The following is a 19,790-nucleotide window of genomic DNA, read 5'->3' as shown; positions in this document are numbered from 1 at the left end:
TATTTATGAATGATCTCTTCATTCTTTTTTCTGTGAATTCAAAAAGGGTTTAAAAATGTCTACATTGATTAAAAATCAGTGGTTTTCTAATATGCGTGGTGATCTTCTTTCGGGTTTAGTCGTTGCCCTAGCATTAATTCCAGAAGCTATTGCTTTCTCTATCATCGCAGGTGTGGATCCTCAAATCGGTATTTTTACCTCCATTACGATGTTGATTGTGATTGCTTTTGCCGGTGGTCGGCCAGGAATGATTTCTGCTGCGACAGGAGCGATGGCGCTTCTTATGGTAACGCTTGTTAAAGAACATGGGTTGCAGTATCTTTTCGCAGCAACTATTTTTACGGGAATTTTTCAACTTATCGCAGGATATTTAAAGCTCGGATCGTTAATGCGTTTTGTGCCTAATTCTGTCGTGACTGGTTTTGTGAATGCGCTTGCAATATTGATTTTTATGGCTCAATTACCTGAGTTGACCAATGTAAATTGGTATGTCTATCTGTTAGTTGCCTGTGGCTTAGGTATTATCTACCTTTTTCCTTATCTGCCTGTTATTGGAAGAATTCTACCATCACCCTTGATATGCATTATTATTTTGACCATTGTCGTGTCGATTTTGGGATTAGATCTTCGAACAGTTGGCGATATGGGGCAATTATCGAATACGCTACCCTCTCTTTTAATCCCGAATGTGCCGTTTAATCTAGAGACTTTCATGATTATTTTGCCTTATGCGATCTCCTTAACGATTGTGGGGCTTTTAGAATCGATGATGACTGGTGCTATTGTCGATGAATTAACAGGAACGGCGAGTAATCGAAATCGAGAGTGTAAAGGGCAGGGAATCGCCAATATGGTGACAGGATTTTTTGGTGGAATGGCCGGTTGTGGCATGATTGGGCAATCGATTATTAATATTAAATCGGGTGGTTCATCACGTCTTTCAACATTTGCGGCGGGAATCTATCTTTTGCTGATGATCCTGTTTTTGACAGACTTGATTCGTATTATCCCCATGGCTGCTTTAGTTGCGGTAATGACTATGGTCTCTATTGGAACATTTAGCTGGAGATCAATTATTCAGATTCCAAAGGTGCCGCTCTATACGAATGTGGTGATGTTGCTAACGGTTGCTGTTGTTGTTTATACCCATAATCTTGCTTATGGGGTGATTACAGGAGTTATCTTGTCGATGATTTTCTTTGCCTATAAAGTAGAGAAGGAACTCGATATTGATACCGACACCACTTTAGTAGATGGGAAAAGAGTCTATATTATCAATGGTGAGATCTTTTTTAGTTCGGCAGAAAAATTTATCAGTGCTTTTAACTTTAATGAATTGGTTAAAGAAGTTGTTTTAGATGTTCGCAAAGCCCATTTTTGGGATATGACCGCGATAATTACCCTCGACAAGGTGATTATGCGATTTATCCACTCAGGAGCAACGGTAAAAGTAATAGGACTTAATCCAGAGAGTGCGAAGTTTATCAAATCGCACACTACGCACGATCTGGCAATTTTTGTTGATAACTAAGCTCGGCTTCTTGCAAAAGTAGACGCTTCTCTGACTAGTTCTAAAGATGGACGAACGCCAGTGTAGAGAACGAATTGTTCTAATGCCTGAATGACAGCGATATCAGCACCACTGATAACAGTTTTATTGAGACTTTGAGCGAGTTTAATCATTGGCGTTTCAACGGGAAGGGCAACTACATCAAAGATGATTGATGCGTTACGGATATTTTCTGTGTTAAATGCAAGATCGTTAACTTCTTGTCCGCCTTGCATTCCAATCGGTGTGACGTTGATGAGCATCGTGTCACTTTCAGTATTGATTGAGGATTCTTCCACGTTATAGTCATAATGATAGAGGTTTGCTAAAGCACTTCCTTTTTCGATATTTCGAGCCACAATCGTGCCATTTTTAAAACCTTGATGATACAGTGCTCCGGCAACTGCTTTTGCCATTCCACCGCTACCTTTCAGTATAAAGGGTGTATTAGGATCAATCTGATTCTTTTTTAGCAATTCTACTACTGCTATATAGTCAGTATTATACGCCGTAAGAGAACTATTGGTATTAACGATAGTATTGATCGAATCAATCGCTTTTGCTGAGTGATCGATGATATCTACTAAAGGAATAACGGCTTCTTTAAAGGGCATTGAGACCGCACATCCCCTAATCCCTAATGCTCGAACACCTTTGATGGCATCTTCGATATTCTTAGTCGTAAACGCTTTATAGATATAATCGAGCTCTAATTTCTGATAAAGGTAATTGTGAAAAAAAGTCCCAAAGTTTCCAGGACGACCCGCAAGTGAGATACAGAGTTGAGTATTTTTATTAATCATCATGAGCTCCTTTAAGTGATCTTCCCTCATCATAGGAGAGATTAATGCGAAGATAAAGGGTAAATCGTAGAAAAGAAAAAGCCACTGATATATCAGTGGCTTGTATCAATCCTTTTAGTGAAAAGCTTTACGCATCTTCAGAAGGAGTTTCTGGTGTGACTTCTACTGTTGCCGTTGATTCTTCACTTTCTTCAGAAGTTTCATCATCACAACAGTCTGCATCATTTTCTTGAATGCGGGACATACCAACGAGAGTATCGCCATCATCTAAACGAATTAGACGAACGCCTTGTGTATTTCGGCCTAAAATAGAGACTTCATTAACACAAGTACGAACTAATACACCGTTACAAGAGATCAACATTACCTCATCATCTTCTTCCACAATAGATGCTCCGATGATTTGCCCATTTCGTTCAGAGGTTTGAATACCGATAACGCCTTTACCACCACGGTTACGTTTTGCGAACTCTTCAATACGAGTACGTTTACCATAACCATGCTCTGTCGCGATTAGTACAACAGCATCTTCAACAGCAATCATCATGCTAATCACGCGCTGATCGTCAACAAGAGTAATTCCTTTTACGCCACGAGAACCACGGCCAGTAGCACGGACATCTTCTTCACTAAAGCGGTTTACCAGCCCTGTATTGGTGAAGAGCATGATGTCATCACTACCATTGGTGATTTGTGTACCGATAAGCTCATCACCCTCGTCCAGATTTACAGCAATTAAACCGCTTGAACGCTGGCTTGCAAAGCTTGAAAGTACAGTTTTCTTCACGACACCATTTTTAGTTGCCATAAAGATGTAACGGTCATTATCATAACTATCAACAGGAAGAATTGAGGTAATACGCTCATCAGCCTCAAGCGGAAGGAAATTGATGATTGGTCGACCACTTGCACCACGGCCTGCCTCTGGTAATTCAAATGCACGGAGCCAATAGACACGACCATTTGAAGAAAAACACATCAATTGTGCATGAGTACTGACAACCATTAAGTGTTCAACATCATCTTCATCAACAACGCGGGCAGCTGATTTTCCGCGTCCACCGCGTTTTTGAGCACGATATTCATCAAGTTTTTGATACTTGATATATCCGCGGCGTGAGAGCGTTACAACCACATCTTCTTCCGCAATAAGATCTTCAAGATTGATATCTTCAGCCGCTGCACGAATCTCCGTACGGCGCTCATCCCCAAATTCATCACGAATAGCGACGAGTTCTTCTTCAACCACTTCTTTTAAACGATCTGGATTAACGAGAATCTCGATCAGCTCACGAATAGTATCGAGTAAGCTTTTATACTCATCAAGGATCTTATCTTGCTCTAAACCGGTTAAGCGTTGTAGACGCATATCTAAGATTGCTTGAGCTTGTTCTTCTGATAATCTGTATTCAGAACCGATTAAGCCAACTTCACCAATGCCTTCAGGTGCTGTTTTAAGCTCTGCGGCGCGTTCAAGCATTGCAGAAACTTCGCCCGGTTTCCAGCTACGAGCGAGCATACGTTCTTTAGCTTCTGCGCCTGTTGCAGAAGTACGAATTAATTGAATCATCTCATCAATATTCGCAAGTGCGACCGTTAAACCTTCTAAAAGGTGTGCACGGCTACGCGCTTTTTTAAGGTCGAAAATTGTTCGGCGCGTAATAACTTCACGGCGATGAAGTAAGAATGCCTCTAGCACTTCTTTGAGATTTAGAAGTTTTGGTTGCCCGCGATCAATCGCAACCATATTAATCCCGAAGCTTGATTGTAATGCTGTATGTTTATAGAGTTGGTTAAGAATTACTTCGCCCATCTCTCCTCGGCGAAGTTCGATAACAATACGCATTCCATCTTTATCGGATTCATCGCGAAGACCATCGGGAGCAATACCTTCGATGACTTTTTCGCGGTAGAGTTCAACGATACGTTCAATAAGACGTGCTTTGTTTACCTGATAGGGAAGTTCTGTAATGATAATGACATCACGGTCACGTTTTTCATCATGCTCAATTTCAGCACGAGCTCGAATGACAACACGTCCACGGCCGGTATGATACGCTTCACGGATACCGCGAGTTCCATTGATAATCCCCGCAGTTGGGAAGTCAGGAGCAGGGATATGTTCCATTAATTCGTCAATGGTTAATTCAGAGTTTTGGAGTAATGCTAATGATGCGTTAATGGTTTCAGTGAGGTTGTGAGGGGGAATATTGGTTGCCATCCCGACGGCAATCCCAGAAGAACCATTTACTAAAAGCGTTGGGATTCTTGTGGGTAGTACTGATGGTTCAGACTCTGATTCATCATAGTTTGGTACAAAATCAACGGTTTCTTTTTCAATATCTTGCAGTAAAGTTTCCGCAATTTTACTCATACGAACTTCGGTATAACGCATTGCCGCTGCTGAGTCACCATCGATTGAACCAAAGTTTCCTTGACCGTCTATTAACATATAACGAAGTGAGAAGTCTTGTGCCATACGCACCACTGAATCGTAAATTGCGGAGTCACCATGCGGGTGATATTTCCCCATAACATCCCCAACAATCCTCGCTGATTTTTTATAAGGTTTATTCCAGTGATTATTCGTTTGGTTCATGGAGTGCAGAATTCGGCGATGAACGGGTTTTAATCCATCACGCACATCGGGAAGCGCACGACCAATAATTACACTCATTGCGTAATCAAGATAGGAGCTTCGCATCTCCTCTTCTAAACTAATCGGGACAATCTCTTTGGCAAAATCACTCATTGAACCAACCTTCTTAAACAAAAATGAAAGGATAAATAACGTGTGATTATAACATGTTTTATCAATAAATTCGCCGTATTATCGGAGATAATAGCGTAAAATTCCAAGTCTATTTTTTCATGTATCCCCCTACAATCTTTTTAAAAAAAACGTGTAATAGAAATTTCTGTAAAAATCGTCAAAATTTCGCGTTTTTTATCAGGAAGAGTTTTGTAATAGTTATTTTATTTTTTATGATTTTCTAAATTGTCTTTAGCGAATTAGAATTTAGCATATTGATAAACATTGCAAAGTAGGCGGAAAACATGTTTTACTTTCTACTACTGAGTATAAATTTTTTTTAAAATAAGTGAATATAATCGCTTTTTAATACCGAACAACCTTCCAAAAAATAGATTTATTAGGATAACGAAGATGATTAGCCGAAAGATCGTCGCTTTAATAGTGACAGCTCTAGTTCTAGCAAGCTGTGGGCAGACGGGTGCACTGTTTATCGCTCAAAGCGAAGCAGAGCATAATGATGGACATTTTATGACAAGCTATAAAAAAGATGAAAATTGATTCAAGTTTTTTAACTGAAGTTGCAACAATCTACAAAACTCCGCTCTATGCCTATTCAGCAGAGAAAATTCTCCAAAATTACAATGCTTATAAAGCAGGCTTTGGTACATATCCACACTTAATTTGCTATGCCGTAAAAGCAAATAGTAACTTATCGATTTTGAAGTTATTAGCGGAAGCAGGTTCTGGCTTTGATATTGTCTCTCAAGGCGAATTAAAGCGCGTTTTAGCAGCAGGTGGCGATCCTAAAAAGGTTCTCTATTCTGGTGTTGGTAAACGGGAAGAAGATCTTGAATTTGCACTTAAAACGGGGATTGGTTGTTTTAATATTGAATCCATTAGCGAAGTCTATATGCTTAGCCAAGTTGCCAAACGGTTAAACATTAAAGCACCAGTGTCGCTTCGAATTAATCCCAATGTTGATGCGAAGACACATCCCTATATTTCGACAGGTTTGAAAGAAAATAAGTTTGGTATTCGAATGGAGGATGCGATCGAAATATATCGTGAAATAGCCTGTATGCCAATGCTTGAAGTTCACGGAATTGATTTTCATATCGGTTCACAATTAACAGAAATTGCACCTTATGCTGAAGCACTGGATTTAACGCTGGCACTTATTGATGAACTTGCAGCACTTGGAATTCATTTAAAGCACCTCGATATGGGCGGCGGCTTAGGGATTCAATATGAGGATGAAACCTTAATTGATCCAGCTAAATGGATTCAATTAGCGATCGAAAAAATTGGTGATCGTGACCTCAAGCTCTTTATCGAGCCGGGGCGTTCAATTGTTGGTGATGCGGGAATGTTAATTACGCAAGTGATCTTAACGAAAGAGAATGAAGGTAAACATTTCGCCGTTGTTGATGCGGCAATGAATGATCTAATTCGGCCAGCACTTTATGATGCATGGATGAAGATTGAGAATCTCGATGACGAGGTCAAGGGTGAAGCTCGATCTTACGACATTGTCGGTCCTATTTGTGAAACGGGAGATTTTCTCGGTAAAAACCGTGAGCTTGTATTAACGGCTGGTGATTATCTTATTGTGAAGGATGCTGGTGCATACGGCTTTGCCATGGCTTCAAATTATAATACACGAGGTCGCGCTGCGGAGATTTTAATTCAAAATGGTAAAGCTCGTTTAATTCGTGAACGTGAAAGTGAAGAATCACTTTTTGAAAAAGAGTTAGCCTATCTTGCGTAATCAATAAGATAATTCCTTAAATTATAATGAATCCCAAAGCAAAAAGGTTTTGGGATTTTGTTTTTGTGCATAAAGGTTTTAAAATGCGTGATGCTTTATCTGTTAGGACACTAAAATGCTAAAATTATCCGATTACGATTACGATCTTCCTGAAGAGTTGATTGCCCAATTTCCTCCTAAAATTCGAGGAACTTCGCGTCTATTAGTGCCAAAAGGTGGTGAATTATTTGATCATACTTTTGAAGATTTGATTGATTACCTCAAAAAGGGGGATCGAATCGTGATTAATAATACGCGTGTACTGCCGGCAAGATTATTCGGGAGCAAGGAGACTGGTGGTAAGATTGAAATAATGGTCGAGCGCTTAGTGAGTGAAACGGCAGTATTAGCGCAGATTAAAGCGAGCAAAGCGCTTAAAGAAGGGCAAAAAGTATTGATTAATGGAGAGCCATTGCTTGAAATGGTCAGTCGTGACGATACTTTTTTCTTGTTGAAAACCATTGATAATTCCCCAATTGCTAAAGTGTTAGAAGCCTATGGGCATTTACCATTACCGCCCTATATTACTCGATCCGATGAGGAGCTTGATCAATCCCGTTACCAAACAGTATTCAATAAAGAAGAGGGTGCTGTCGCTGCACCCACAGCGGGGTTACACTTTACGGAAGAATTTTTAGAAAAGATCAGAGCAAAAGGGATTGATGTTACGGAAATTACGTTGCATGTCGGTGCTGGAACATTCCAACCTATTCGCCACGAAGATCTTAATGAACATCAAATGCATAAAGAGTGGATTTCTGTGCCGGAATCGGCTGTTGAGGAAATTTTAGCAACCAAAAATGCAGGTGGGCGCATAATTGCGATCGGTACGACAGCAGTAAGAGCATTAGAATCAGCCGGGCTTTCTGGTGAATTGAAACCCTTTGTTGGAGACACGAATATTTTTATTAAGCCGGGCTTTCAATTTAATGTCATTGATGGTTTGTTAACAAATTTTCATTTACCAAAGTCAACGCTTTTAGTCTTAGTATCGACATTAATGGGAAAAGAGCGAATGGAGGCGATTTATCAACATGCGGTTAATGAACGCTACCGTTTCTTTAGTTATGGCGATAGTATGTTGCTGATTCCGGAGTTAGATAAAACAGGAGCTTAGCTGTGAACAGACGTTTAACGTGGCAAGATAGTAAGACTTTAACGCTCTCTTCCTTAGGAGGTGCGTTGGAGTTCTATGACTTTATTGTATTTTTAACTTTTGCCGCAACGTTAAGGCAGCTCTTTTTTCCAACAGAATCGGCATTAGTGGCGACAATGATGACTTATTTAACGTATGCGATCGCCTATTTTGTGCGCCCTTTAAGTGGTGTCGTGCTTTCCCATTTTGGGGATATCATTGGTCGTAAAAAAGTCTTTATGTTTTCACTCTTTATGATGGCTGTGCCAACACTCTTGATTGGTCTTTTACCAACATTTGAAACAATTGGGTATCTAGCGCCGGCACTGTTGCTGTTAATGCGTATTTTGCAAGGGGTTGCGCTCGGGGGAGAAGTTCCTAGTGCACATGTTTTTGTGACAGAACATGTTCCTCGGGAGCGATTTGGAATTGCCAATAGCGCCGTAGCGGCGGGTTTAACGTTTGGCGTTTTGATTGGGCACTTTGTCTCATCCATGATGAATATCTCTTTTACAACAGAAGAAACACTCGATTTCGCTTGGCGAATTCCTTTTATTCTTGGAGGTGTTCTTGGGCTTTTAGCAGTTTATCTGCGCCGCTATCTACGGGAAACGCCGGTCTTTCTAGAGATGCAAAAGAAGAAAGAGCTTCATCAGGGATTGCCGGTTAAAACGATTCTTAAAGATTTTCGTTTACAGACATTTATTGCGACACTAAGTACTTGGTTGCTCATTACCGGTGTTGTCCTTGTACTGCTTGCACCTAATTTAATGAAATCAGATGTCTTCGGCATGGATGCAACTTTTGTGAATCAGACAGCATTAGTGGCAACATTTATGAATATTATTGGTAGTCTAGCGGCAGGATTGCTGGTCGACCGCATTGGGCTTCGTAAGACGCTATTTGGTTTCGCGGCATTTTTAGCCATGACTAGTTTTATCTTCTTTAATGCTCTCGGCGGCACAGATCTTACCAAAATAGGTTGGCTTTATGCGATTGCATCATTCTTTTTAGGTATTGTTGCATGTGTGCCGATGATTATCATTCGCCTCTTTCCTGCTGAAATTCGTCTAACAGGCATGGGATTTTCATATAATATTGGTAATGCTTTATTTGCCGGTATGACAACTTTTTTAGTACCAATTATCGCGGAGCACTTTCATCCAATGTTTATCGCCTATTACATTCTTTTTTTATGCGCGCTTGGAATCTTCTTGAGTATTTATCTTGGGAAGAAGAGTTTGCCGAGCTATATTTAGCGCAAAGTACAATGGTGATGAAAGCCGCTTTTTGTGGCGTTATTTTTTGAAAGTTGGCATAGGTCTATATCGACAATTGCGTGTTGAAATTCGAAATTAGATTTGGCATTAACGGCTCCTTGTGGAACAATAGCACTATATATTTAATTTTAGATAAAGGCACAAAATGATCGACAATGATGGCTTTCGAGCAAACGTTGGAATCATATTGTGTAATCAAAATCAGCAGCTCTTTTGGGGGCATCGGATCGGTCAATTAGATGCTTGGCAATTTCCTCAAGGAGGAATAGATCCCGATGAAAGCCCAGAAGATGCCATGTATAGAGAGCTTTATGAGGAAGTTGGATTACGCCCGGAACATATTAGGATTTTAGGTCGAACAGATCGGTGGTTACGTTATCGTTTGCCACAAAACCTGATTCGCCGAAATCCCTCAAGTGAAAGAACATGTATAGGCCAAAAACAAGTTTGGTTTATGCTTGAATTTGTAGGGAATGAAGAGGATTTTAATCTGAACGCGGCAGACCAACCTGAGTTTGATCACTATAAATGGGTTGATTATTGGTTACCTCTGCGCGATGTGATTCATTTTAAACGTAAAGTATATGACAAAGCGCTAACGGAATTAGCGCCACTTATTTTTGAGAATATAGTTCCTAAGAAACCGAAAGAGCTACGCAATAAACGGCGACATTCACTTTTTAGAATGCATGCTCGTAAAACAACTTATAAATCGGTCAATGGGCAGAAGAGTTTTCATTATGAAGAGAAAACGAGTATTATTCTGAAGAAAAATGCGCTTTAAAAAAATAATGTTTATACAAATACCTTGCTAGAATTTTTCTAGTAAGGTTTTTTTACGTGGATATAAAAGTGATAAGTGTATCTACGAGTCATGACTTAAATCCAGGTAGAGTATCGATCAATACGATAGGTTATCCAACCCATGATAACACCTCGAAGGAGCATGAATATTAGAAACGAGAGCCATAATCCATCATTTTGAAGTGGCATCAAAGCAATTGCAATAGGCAGCGCAATTACAAACGCTAGTAACATGGCATTTCGCATCTCTTTTGCTTTTGTCGCACCAATGAAAAGTCCATCGAAAAGGTAACTCCAAACGCTTACAAGTGGTAACAGAGTGAGGTAGGGAATTAATGGATAGGCGGCTCTTCGCACGGCTTCAATATCGGAGATAAGGTTGATAAAGTTTTTTCCAAAAAAGAGAAACAAAAAGAAAAAGGTAACAGTAAGGATCAATGCCCAACCACCTGCAACGATCATCACCGCCCAAAGAGATTTTCGATGTCCTTCGCCGATACTTTTCCCTGTAAGTGCTTCAATGGCATGGGCAAACCCATCAAGTAGATAGGACATAATCATTAGCCCATTAAGAATGATCATATTCGCTGCTACTGTATCGCCTCCAATTCGAGCGCCTTGAATTGTTACAAGAAAAAAGACACCTTGTAGAATAAAACTACGAATAAAAATATCACGATTTACAAAGAGGAGCGGCTGCCAACTTTGCCATTTTTTTAATGGTGCAAAAATCCAACTTCCTCGGAGAGCGCTTAATGTTTTTGGTAAACAGAGAATACCGGTTATTAAACCAACCCATTCAGCGACTACGGCTGCTTTAGCAACGCCGTTTATCCCCATTTTAAATTGTAAAATGAAGAGCAGGGAAAGCACAATATTGACAATATTAGTACTGAGTAACATATAAAAGGGGACTTTTGCATTCTGCATTCCTAAAAACCACCCAATTAAAGCAAAATTTATTAAAGCTGCCGGTAGTCCCCACAGTCGTGTATAAAAAAAATGAGATGAGCTCATCAGTAAATTCGGAGATGGATTCATAATCATAAACGCTATTTTGGCAATCGGAATGGCTAATAAACTGAGTAGAATTGAGAGTATTAAGGCAGAAAGAATACTTTGAATGAGGATTTGCCGAATTTTATTACCATCTTGCAGTCCAAAAGCTTGCGCTGTGAATCCTGTTGAGCCCATTCGTAGAAAATTTAAAATCGCCACGATAAAAAGATAAATGCTACTACCAATGCCGACACTTGCCATAAGATCCGCACTATGTAGATGACCAACAATAATAGTATCGATTGTTCCAACTAGAGGGACTGAGATATTCGATAAGATCATTGGCAATGTTAATGCCCATACTTTTTGATGGATCGATCGATGAGTCCATGATTGTGTAATAAATTTTTTCATTCGTAAGTTGTGAGTTGGGAAGGCGGGTCTATTATGCTAGAAAAAGGGATATATTTGTGGATGGTAAGATTAAATTATTGAAATAATTTATTTTTTGAATTCTTAGAGTGTTTTTTTGAATGTTTTTTAGTCAAAATGAATTTTTTTGTTATTTTTCCCTTGAAAGCATTTTTATCAACCCCATTAATTTTAGCGTAACGAAAAGTGTTTGCTCTTGAATAATTACAAGAGTAAGTCAATGAAGAAAAATCTTAGATTAACAATCTTTTAATGAGGAATACTACTATGAAACTACGTCCTTTACATGACAGAGTCATCATTAAGCGTGAAGAAGAAGAGCAAAAAACAGCGGGCGGCATCGTCCTTCCAGGTACAGCAACAGAAAAACCATCTCGTGGTGAAGTTGTTGCCGTTGGAACGGGTAAAGTTCTCTCTAACGGTGACGTAAAAACGTTAGATGTGAAAGTGGGCGATAAAGTGCTTTTCGGTAAGTTTTCTGGCTCTGAAGTGGAAGTAAATGGCGAAGAGCTATTAGTCATGCGCGAAGATGAAATCATGGCTGTTATCGAAGCTTAATAACCGATATTGAGCAAATCCATTATTTGATTAGATAAGTTAAATCTTATAACCAAGTTAACTAAGAAATAAATAGAAGGAATTATAGATATGGCAAAAGAAGTTCGTTTTGGCGAAGACGCTCGTAAAAGAATGGTTGCAGGTGTTAACATTCTCGCAAATGCAGTAAAAGTAACACTTGGCCCTAAAGGTCGTAATGTTGTTTTAGATAAAAGCTTCGGCGCACCTGTTGTAACGAAAGATGGTGTATCTGTGGCACGTGAGATCGAGCTCGAGGATAAGTTCGAAAACATGGGAGCGCAAATGGTGCGTGAAGTATCGTCAAAAACTGCAGATACTGCCGGTGATGGTACAACAACTGCAACAGTTTTAGCGCAAGCGATTGTTCGTGAGGGGATGAAGTCAGTGGCTGCGGGTATGAACCCTATGGATATCAAACGTGGTATTGATAAAGCAGTCGCAGCAGCAGTTGAAGAGCTTCGTAATATTTCTAAACCGTGTGAAGATGATAAATCAATCGCACAAGTAGGTACAATTTCTGCAAACTCAGATAAAGAGATTGGTGAGATTATTGCTGAAGCAATGAAAAAAGTGGGTAAGGAAGGCGTTATTACAGTTGAAGAAGGTTCTGGATTAGAGAACTCTTTAGAGACAGTAGAAGGTATGCAATTTGATCGTGGATACTTATCGCCATATTTCATCAACAATCAAGAGTCAATGTCGGCTGAATTAGAAGATCCATTTGTACTTCTTTGCGACAAAAAAATTAGCAATATTCGTGAAATGATCACGGTATTAGAAGAAGTTGCTAAGGCAGGTCGTCCACTTTTAATTATTGCTGAAGATGTTGAGGGTGAAGCACTTGCAACGCTCGTTATCAACAATATGCGTGGTATCGTAAAAGTTGCAGCAGTAAAAGCCCCAGGTTTTGGTGATCGTCGTAAAGCAATGCTTGAAGATATCGCAATCTTAACAGGTGGTACGGTGATCTCTGAAGAGCTTGGAATGAGCCTTGAGAAAGCAACTGTTGAAGATCTTGGTATTGCAAAACGTGTTGTTGTAGATAAAGAAACAACAACAATTGTTGATGGTGCTGGTGATAAAGCGGCAATTGATGCGCGTGTGACACAAATTCAACAACAGATTGAAGATGCAACCTCTGATTATGATAAAGAAAAACTTCAAGAGCGTGTTGCAAAACTCGCAGGCGGAGTTGCGGTTATCCAAGTAGGTGCAGCAACTGAAGTTGAGATGAAAGAGAAAAAAATGCGTGTTGAAGACGCACTTCATGCAACTCGTGCTGCGGTTGAAGAAGGTATCGTCCCTGGTGGTGGTGTTGCATTAGTTCGTGCATTAACACGTATTGCAGATCTTAAAGGGGATAATGATGAACAAGATGCGGGTATCCGTGTTGCCCTTCGTGCAATGGAAGAGCCATTACGCCAAATCGTTACTAACGCAGGTGAGCCGGCGGATGTTGTCTTGAATGCTGTGAAAGAAGGTAAAGAAGATGCATTTGGTTATAATGCGGCAACTGGTGAATACGGTAACATGGTGGAGATGGGTATCCTTGATCCAACTAAAGTGACGCGCTCAGCAATTCAAAATGCGGCATCTGTTGCATCCCTAATCATTACAACAGAGTGTATGATTGCAGATCTACCTGCGAAAGATGGTGGAGCACCTGATATGGGTGGCATGGGTGGCATGGGTGGCATGCCAGGCATGATGTAGTGATAAGATTACCCTAGATTTGTAATCGTAAATTTAAAAGGCACTGATCTCAGTGCCTTTTTTACGTTTCAATATGTTATATGTACCATAATGAAAAATTTTAACATTTGATTGTATAGCAAGGGATATATTCACTCCCGGGTAGCTTCATCCGTTGTTGGCTAACAAAGTCTTTCAGTAGTTCATCAATCATTTCCATAAGCGCTTGGTCACCAGAAAGAACATAAGGCCCATGTGCTCTTATTGCTTGAACGCCGAACTCTTTTACATTTCCTGCAACAATGCCGGAGAAAGCTTTACGAAGATTCGCAGCGAGAAACTCTTTAGGTTGATCTAAATGAAGATTAAGTTCCGCCATATTTTTATGGGATGGGGTGAAAGGTTTTTGGAAGTCTTCAGGGATAGTTAAGAGCCAATCAAAACAGTAAGAATCACCTCTTTTTTGGCGGCATTCTTTCACATGTGGCATCGCTGATTTCATGGTTTTTGCAACTTTAATCGGATCATTGATGATAATTTCATACAGTTTTTGAGCTTCTTTTCCAAGCGTTTTACCAATAAAGCGATCGATTGTTCTAAAGTAATCTTCACTCTCTTTAGGGCCTGTTAAGATAATAGGTAAGCAGATATCGCGATTTTGAGGAAGGAGAAGAATCCCAAGAATGTAGAGAAGTTCCTCTGCAGTACCAACACCACCAGGGAAGATAATAATTGCATGTCCAAGGCGGATAAAAGCCTCTAATCGTTTCTCAATATCCGACATTACAATTAGTTCATTGACAAGAGGATTTGGTGGTTCAGATGCAATAATGGAATTTTCAGTAATCCCAATAAAACGACTCTCTTTATTTGATTGGCGCGCATGCCCAACCGCAGCACCACGCATCGGTGCCTCCATTGCTCCTGGCCCGCAGCCCGTGCAGATATTGAGATGGCGTACTCCTAACTCTTGCCCAACGGTATAGCCATAATCGTACTCAATTTGATTAATCGAATGGCCGCCCCAGCAGACGACAATGTTGGGATCTTGATCTGTTTTTAGGGCATTAGCATTGCGCAAAATCGCAAAGACAAAGTCTGTTGTCAGAGAATTACGGGTCTCATCGGGTAATTCTATAAATTCTCCCTCGGTCTCTTTATAGGAATGGTAGAGATCGGAAATTGATCGGATAAAGAGTGTGTCACGGAGAACGGAGAAGAGATTTCGTCGAATAACATCCGTGAGTTTCCCATCGACAAATACATCTTCTGGAGGATTAAAAAGACGGAGTTTTATGCCACGTTCGGTACGAATAAGCTCAATATCATAATCTTTGTGTTTATTGAAGATGGCATAAGGATCATCTGTTTTACTGCCAGTATTTAATACCGCGAGCGTGCAGTTTCTAAAAAGCGGATAGAGATCCCCTTTTGCGGTTTTTTTTAAGATAGCACTTTCGGCATGAGATATTAGATCCATTGATCCTTTTGGGGGGTAAATATCAAAATGATTACGGTTAGACATACGTTAAAACTCCTTGATTCGTCCAAGCTCATGAGCATTGTATTTATAGGATTAACAGTCGATGGTTCGACTTTTTGTCAATATCTCTTAATAGTATCATTTAAAAATAGATGCTTGCTCTTATTGGTATTTAAGCGTGAAATAATATTTTCAAATATCGTGGTAGCGTGCGCAGTAAAAAGAGTAATTGTTGTAATAAGATTGTAGCAATGCGGTTTTGTGTCGAAGCTTGCTCGTGTAGTGCGATAATTTCTTTTTTTAATTCGCTATATTGGGGTTTATTGAACTCTTTTTTCTCAAGCGTTTTAACAATAAAATTAGTTGTTTTATCAAAAATACCTAAAAGACGAGTATCTTCGATTTTTTCCCGATGTGCGCCTAATGCAGAAAGATAACCTAACAATGTATTATTGAGCGTTAGTGCAGAGAAGAGCTGATTTTCATCGAGGTTGCTCTGTTGTGGCATCGATTTAAAGGTCGAAAAGAGTGATGCGAGTTCGCTATCAGCTTCAGTTGCACGCTCTCGAGCAGTGAGATAGGTAAGGTTATCTTCGCGTCCATAGTGATACTGTTTTTGAATTTCGACTAGATATACGCTGTTACGTTGCGCAATACGTTCATAGATACTTTTTGGATTAAAATATTTCCAATCTGGAAGAATATAGTTTACGGCAATCCATGCAAGAAGGCAGCCAACGATGGTATCAACAATTCGCTCTGGTGCGATAAAACCTGCATCATTAAGATTGAAACCAAGTAAAATCATCATCGTTAAGAGAGCTGTTGCAAACGAGTAGCGAGCGGTATTCATAATAAAGAATAACGTACCGCTTAAAATGATAATAAAAGCTTGTAAGGAGATTGATGGAGAAAATTGTAAGAAGAGAATGGTGACAACGACCCCGAGAATTGTTCCCGAAAGTCTTTTGGTAATGCGTGATTTTGTTGCAAGATAATTGGGTTGACAGACAAAGATTGCCGTCAAGATAATCCAGAAAATTCGGGTGGTTACTGGTGCACCTTTTATAAAGTGGATTTGGGTGAAGTTGATGCCCCAGATAATTAAATACCCTGTGCCCATGACGAAACTCATTCGAATCGCATGGCGAAAAATTGATGATTCTTTAGTAATATGCGCACCAATTATCCTAAAACATGCCTGAATCCTTTCCATTAAACTTTTTTGTGGAGAACTCATGCGGAATTCACCTTTTAGATTGTCATTATCAAGATCGCTTTGGAGTTTGACAAAAAGGTGATTGATTTGCTTAAGATTATGAAGTAGATGATTAATGGCTGTGAGAAGGTGAGGGGATAGATCGCGTTGTAGATGAAAGCGTTGGATAGTTTCGTCTAATCGCGTGGTTAACCGATAGAGGTATTCGGGGATATGAAACTCATTTTTTTGCAAAATTGATTCAGAGATAATTAAGCATGCATTACTTTGTTGAAGCATTAATCGTTGAAAACGAAAGAGTAGATCACTGTACCGAAATTTCTCATGTAGCACTCCATATTCAACATGGATAGATGCTGCGCGCTCAAGTAGCGTTTGAGCAATCATATAGCTGTTAAGTAGATCAGGGAATGGATTTTTTTGGGGTTCTTTCTGCATGCGCCGCATAATCATTCCACGAGTATTATTGAGCCGATTAGTGAGTGTTTGGCTAGAGACCGAAAGTTTTAACTTTAATTGCTCAATGGAATTAATTTCATCGGGATCAAAGAATCGAGATTTTAATTCAATGAATCGAGCGAGATCTTTATAGCAAGTTGCAAGCGATTCACGGATTGGCTGTGACGGCCAGAAAAAATTGAAAATTAAGGAGACGATGTTATACCAAAGAGCACCCATTAAAAGCAGTAACGGCTGAATATACCATGCTCGATCGGGTTGAAAAGTGAGCATAGAGTAGATCATTAAGACCAATGTGCCAAAAGCAATCGTCCCAAATCGCTCGCCTAAAGCACCCAAAAGCATCAAGAAAGCAGTGCCGAAAATGCACAATAATAAGAAGAAAAATGGATAAGGAAAGAGTAGCTCAATAATCGTCGCGGCGATAAAAAAGAGGACTAATAGCCCCAGCATATTTTTTATGCGTCCTTTAATATGATCATCTAGATCCGTTAATGCTGCCGCCACTGAACCTAATATTGGCGAAAGTTGAAGATTGCCACTAAATAACATCGGCACAATAACAGCGCCTGTCATGACGATTAAAATTTTGGTGGAATAGAAGAGATGATGATCGTTAAATTTACGAAAAAATTGCGACAGTATCTTCATAAAATACCTCTCCTCCAAACCTTTCGGGGTGCCTATTTTATCATTTTTCGATTTTTAAATGAGAAAATCTTCTCTGGTGTGACATAGTAATCCAATGGAATATCACCCTTATAGGAATCTGTAATTTCTGTAATAGGAGAAAAGAAGCCTAGCCCAATACGAATGGCCTTGGGGTATTCTTGAAAAAAACGATCATAAAAACCACCACCATAGCCCACGCGATTTCCTTTTTTATCAATCACTAATAATGGTGTTAGAATTAGATCAATATTTTTAATTGTTTCATGGCTAGCACCAACATTATCTGGGCTAGGCTCAGGGATGCCATAATTACTTATTTTTAGTGTAGTTTCAGGTACGAAGCAGATATGTTCTAGTTTTCCATTTGTTACACGTGGAACATATAGCGTATGTTGTTGTTCCCATAAGGTTTTAATAAGTGGGGTTAGATCGACTTCATTATTTTGGGGGATGGCCAAAAATAGGTGAATAGATAGCTGTTGATTAGTTGGAATCAGTGAAATGATTTGCTGGCATATCTGTTGAGAGTAATTTGTAACATCTTCTTTAGTCAGATTATTACGTCTTTGTCGATAATAATGGCGAAGATCGGTTTTATTACCGATTTGCATATCTGAATTAGTGGGTAGCTTTGTCATAAATGCTCATAGTGTAGATTCATTATTAGATCTACTTTAAGGTATGAAAAAACCAAACAATTTATTGTTTGGTTTTGATGAAACAATTTATATGCTGGTTAGAAGGGGATATCATCATCAAAGTTATCAAAATCTGCCATATTATTGTTACTTTGAGTTTTTGGTTGATTAAATCCTTGATTCTGCTGTGGGCGAGATTGCTGTTGTGGTGCGGCGCCATAGTTATCTTGCTGTTGATTAAAATCAGGATAACCTCCTGGTGCTTGTTGTCCACCAAAGTTGCTGCCACCAGAACCGCCTCCAAGCATTTGCAGTTCATTTGCGTTAATATCCGTTGAGTAACGCTCAATACCATTTTTATCGGTATATTTATTGGTTCTCAGGGAACCTTCAACGTAGACTTGACTACCCTTTTTAAGGTATTGACCTGCAATTTCTGCCAAACGACCAAAAAACACAACACGGTGCCATTCTGTACGCTCTTGTTGTTGTCCAGTATTACGATCTTTCCAACTTTCAGAGGTCGCAATTGAAATTGTTGTGACGGCACTTCCACTTGCAGTGTAGCGTACATCCGGATCATTGCCCAAACGCCCAACAAGAATAACTTTATTAATTCCACGTGACATAAATAAAACCTTAATTTGTATTAATCTATAAAAGAAGTTGTGAACACTATACGCTATTTTGAACACGAAATCATTGTGTAAGCATAGATAAAAAATACTCGTTTATGGAAGACTTTATGGTTTGATTTCAATAAATTTTATCTGTTGCTCATCAAGATTGCGTTTAACTTGTGCAAGATCTTTTGGGGTAAATGGCCCAATTTGAACACGATAAGTCGTTTTCCCATTGACACTAGCTTTTTGAACGGAAGGAGTAAATCCCATCGATTCTAATTGTGATTTGTGGATATTTGCTTCAAACATTGATGAAAAGCTCCCTGTTTGAAGCTTTTTGAGTGGGCCATTTTCTGCCGGTGGCGGCGTTGATTCTTTTACTTCTGAGACTGATAGTAGTTCAAGAGCTAACTCGTTTTTAATCTCGTTATCAACAGATTCATAGCCAGAAGGTTGACTAATAAGCTGAAACTTAGGTATTGGAGTAGGTTCTACATATTGAGTGCCACCAATTGCTTCCTCTCCATCAATATGAAATGATCGATTGGCAAGCTGTTCATAAAAAGAGAATTCTGATTTAGGAATTTGGATTTGATCCGGTGAGAAAGGTTTATTTTTTTCTTTTTCTAATTCAGCGAGACGTTCAAGTCGCGCTTGACGCTTTGCCTCTTTGTCTGCGGCGCGTTTTTCTGCTTGGTCTGCAAAAAAAAGGGAGACAGCAACAACGATCCCGACAATGATAATGTAGAGTAAAAACTCTCCTTTTGTCGGTGGACGGCGGAAATAGCGAATAAAAGCTTTCGTTCTTCGCCATTTCTCCTTTGTTTCAACTTGTCCGAGTTGTACCATCTATTGATTTCT

The 19,790-nt window shown here is 39.5% G+C and carries 16 protein-coding genes; 8 read left to right on the top strand and 8 right to left on the bottom strand.

The features are described from left to right. Positions 1-55: 55 nt before the first annotated feature. Positions 56-1,531 (top strand): SulP family inorganic anion transporter, encoded by a 1,476-nt coding sequence (locus ACPF7B_RS07750; RefSeq protein ID WP_490505243.1) that lies wholly within the window; start codon positions 56-58, stop codon positions 1,529-1,531. Here ACPF7B_RS07750 and ACPF7B_RS07745 read toward each other — a convergent pair. Next, positions 1,528-2,352, bottom strand: a complete 825-nt coding sequence (locus tag ACPF7B_RS07745; protein WP_490506517.1) for a shikimate 5-dehydrogenase — start codon at positions 2,350-2,352, stop codon at positions 1,528-1,530. The genes ACPF7B_RS07750 and ACPF7B_RS07745 overlap by 4 nt on opposite strands. A gap of 127 nt (positions 2,353-2,479) precedes the next feature. After that, positions 2,480-5,104: a DNA gyrase subunit A gene (gene gyrA / locus ACPF7B_RS07740; RefSeq protein WP_490505242.1), complete on the bottom strand. Its 2,625-nt coding sequence runs from the start codon at positions 5,102-5,104 to the stop codon at positions 2,480-2,482. A 414-nt stretch (positions 5,105-5,518) separates the two neighbouring features. On the opposite strand from gyrA, the gene lptM reads away from it, so the two are divergent. The 5 genes from lptM to ACPF7B_RS07715 all read left to right on the top strand — a co-directional run bounded on the left by lptM (position 5,519) and on the right by ACPF7B_RS07715 (position 10,113). After that, complete coding sequence (gene lptM, locus ACPF7B_RS07735) at positions 5,519-5,665, top strand: LPS translocon maturation chaperone LptM (protein ID WP_490505241.1); 147 nt, start codon at positions 5,519-5,521, stop codon at positions 5,663-5,665. Next, positions 5,655-6,875: a diaminopimelate decarboxylase gene (gene lysA, locus ACPF7B_RS07730; protein ID WP_490505240.1), complete on the top strand. Its 1,221-nt coding sequence runs from the start codon at positions 5,655-5,657 to the stop codon at positions 6,873-6,875. The genes lptM and lysA overlap by 11 nt, the downstream gene beginning before the upstream one ends. Before the next feature lie 115 nt (positions 6,876-6,990). Further along, positions 6,991-8,031 (top strand): tRNA preQ1(34) S-adenosylmethionine ribosyltransferase-isomerase QueA, encoded by a 1,041-nt coding sequence (queA, locus tag ACPF7B_RS07725; RefSeq protein ID WP_490505239.1) that lies wholly within the window; start codon positions 6,991-6,993, stop codon positions 8,029-8,031. A 2-nt stretch (positions 8,032-8,033) separates the two neighbouring features. Then, the gene (locus ACPF7B_RS07720) at positions 8,034-9,308 is read left to right on the top strand and encodes an MFS transporter (protein ID WP_490505238.1); all 1,275 of its coding nucleotides are present in this window, start codon (positions 8,034-8,036) and stop codon (positions 9,306-9,308) included. A gap of 166 nt (positions 9,309-9,474) precedes the next feature. After that, positions 9,475-10,113 (top strand): RNA pyrophosphohydrolase, encoded by a 639-nt coding sequence (locus ACPF7B_RS07715; protein ID WP_490505237.1) that lies wholly within the window; start codon positions 9,475-9,477, stop codon positions 10,111-10,113. A 95-nt stretch (positions 10,114-10,208) separates the two neighbouring features. Here ACPF7B_RS07715 and ACPF7B_RS07710 read toward each other — a convergent pair whose 3' ends face one another. Further along, positions 10,209-11,546 (bottom strand): MATE family efflux transporter, encoded by a 1,338-nt coding sequence (locus tag ACPF7B_RS07710; RefSeq protein WP_490505236.1) that lies wholly within the window; start codon positions 11,544-11,546, stop codon positions 10,209-10,211. 285 nt (positions 11,547-11,831) lie between these two features. Here ACPF7B_RS07710 and groES point away from each other — a divergent pair, with 285 nt between their 5' ends. After that, on the top strand, positions 11,832-12,122 hold the full coding sequence (gene groES, locus ACPF7B_RS07705; RefSeq protein ID WP_490505235.1) for a co-chaperone GroES: 291 nt from the start codon (positions 11,832-11,834) through the stop codon (positions 12,120-12,122). A 90-nt stretch (positions 12,123-12,212) separates the two neighbouring features. Beyond that, positions 12,213-13,856: a chaperonin GroEL gene (gene groL, locus ACPF7B_RS07700; protein ID WP_490505234.1), complete on the top strand. Its 1,644-nt coding sequence runs from the start codon at positions 12,213-12,215 to the stop codon at positions 13,854-13,856. 100 nt (positions 13,857-13,956) lie between these two features. On the opposite strand, the gene ppnN is transcribed toward groL, so the two are convergent. The 5 genes from ppnN to ACPF7B_RS07675 form a co-directional block, all read right to left on the bottom strand. Next, positions 13,957-15,360: a nucleotide 5'-monophosphate nucleosidase PpnN gene (gene ppnN / locus ACPF7B_RS07695; protein WP_490505233.1), complete on the bottom strand. Its 1,404-nt coding sequence runs from the start codon at positions 15,358-15,360 to the stop codon at positions 13,957-13,959. 130 nt (positions 15,361-15,490) lie between these two features. Then, positions 15,491-17,647, bottom strand: coding sequence for a YccS family putative transporter (gene yccS / locus ACPF7B_RS07690; RefSeq protein ID WP_490505232.1), 2,157 nt, complete (start codon positions 17,645-17,647; stop codon positions 15,491-15,493). A 32-nt stretch (positions 17,648-17,679) separates the two neighbouring features. Continuing rightward, positions 17,680-18,306 (bottom strand): 5-formyltetrahydrofolate cyclo-ligase, encoded by a 627-nt coding sequence (locus ACPF7B_RS07685; protein WP_490505231.1) that lies wholly within the window; start codon positions 18,304-18,306, stop codon positions 17,680-17,682. Between the two features lie 98 nt (positions 18,307-18,404). Beyond that, positions 18,405-18,935 (bottom strand): single-stranded DNA-binding protein, encoded by a 531-nt coding sequence (gene ssb, locus ACPF7B_RS07680; protein WP_490505230.1) that lies wholly within the window; start codon positions 18,933-18,935, stop codon positions 18,405-18,407. Between the two features lie 114 nt (positions 18,936-19,049). Beyond that, positions 19,050-19,778, bottom strand: coding sequence for an SPOR domain-containing protein (locus tag ACPF7B_RS07675; RefSeq protein WP_490505229.1), 729 nt, complete (start codon positions 19,776-19,778; stop codon positions 19,050-19,052). Between the last annotated feature and the right edge of the window lie 12 nt (positions 19,779-19,790).

Source organism: Ignatzschineria sp. 22MB058224, from assembly GCF_058188435.1.
This window is presented reverse-complemented; position numbering and strand designations above follow the sequence as displayed.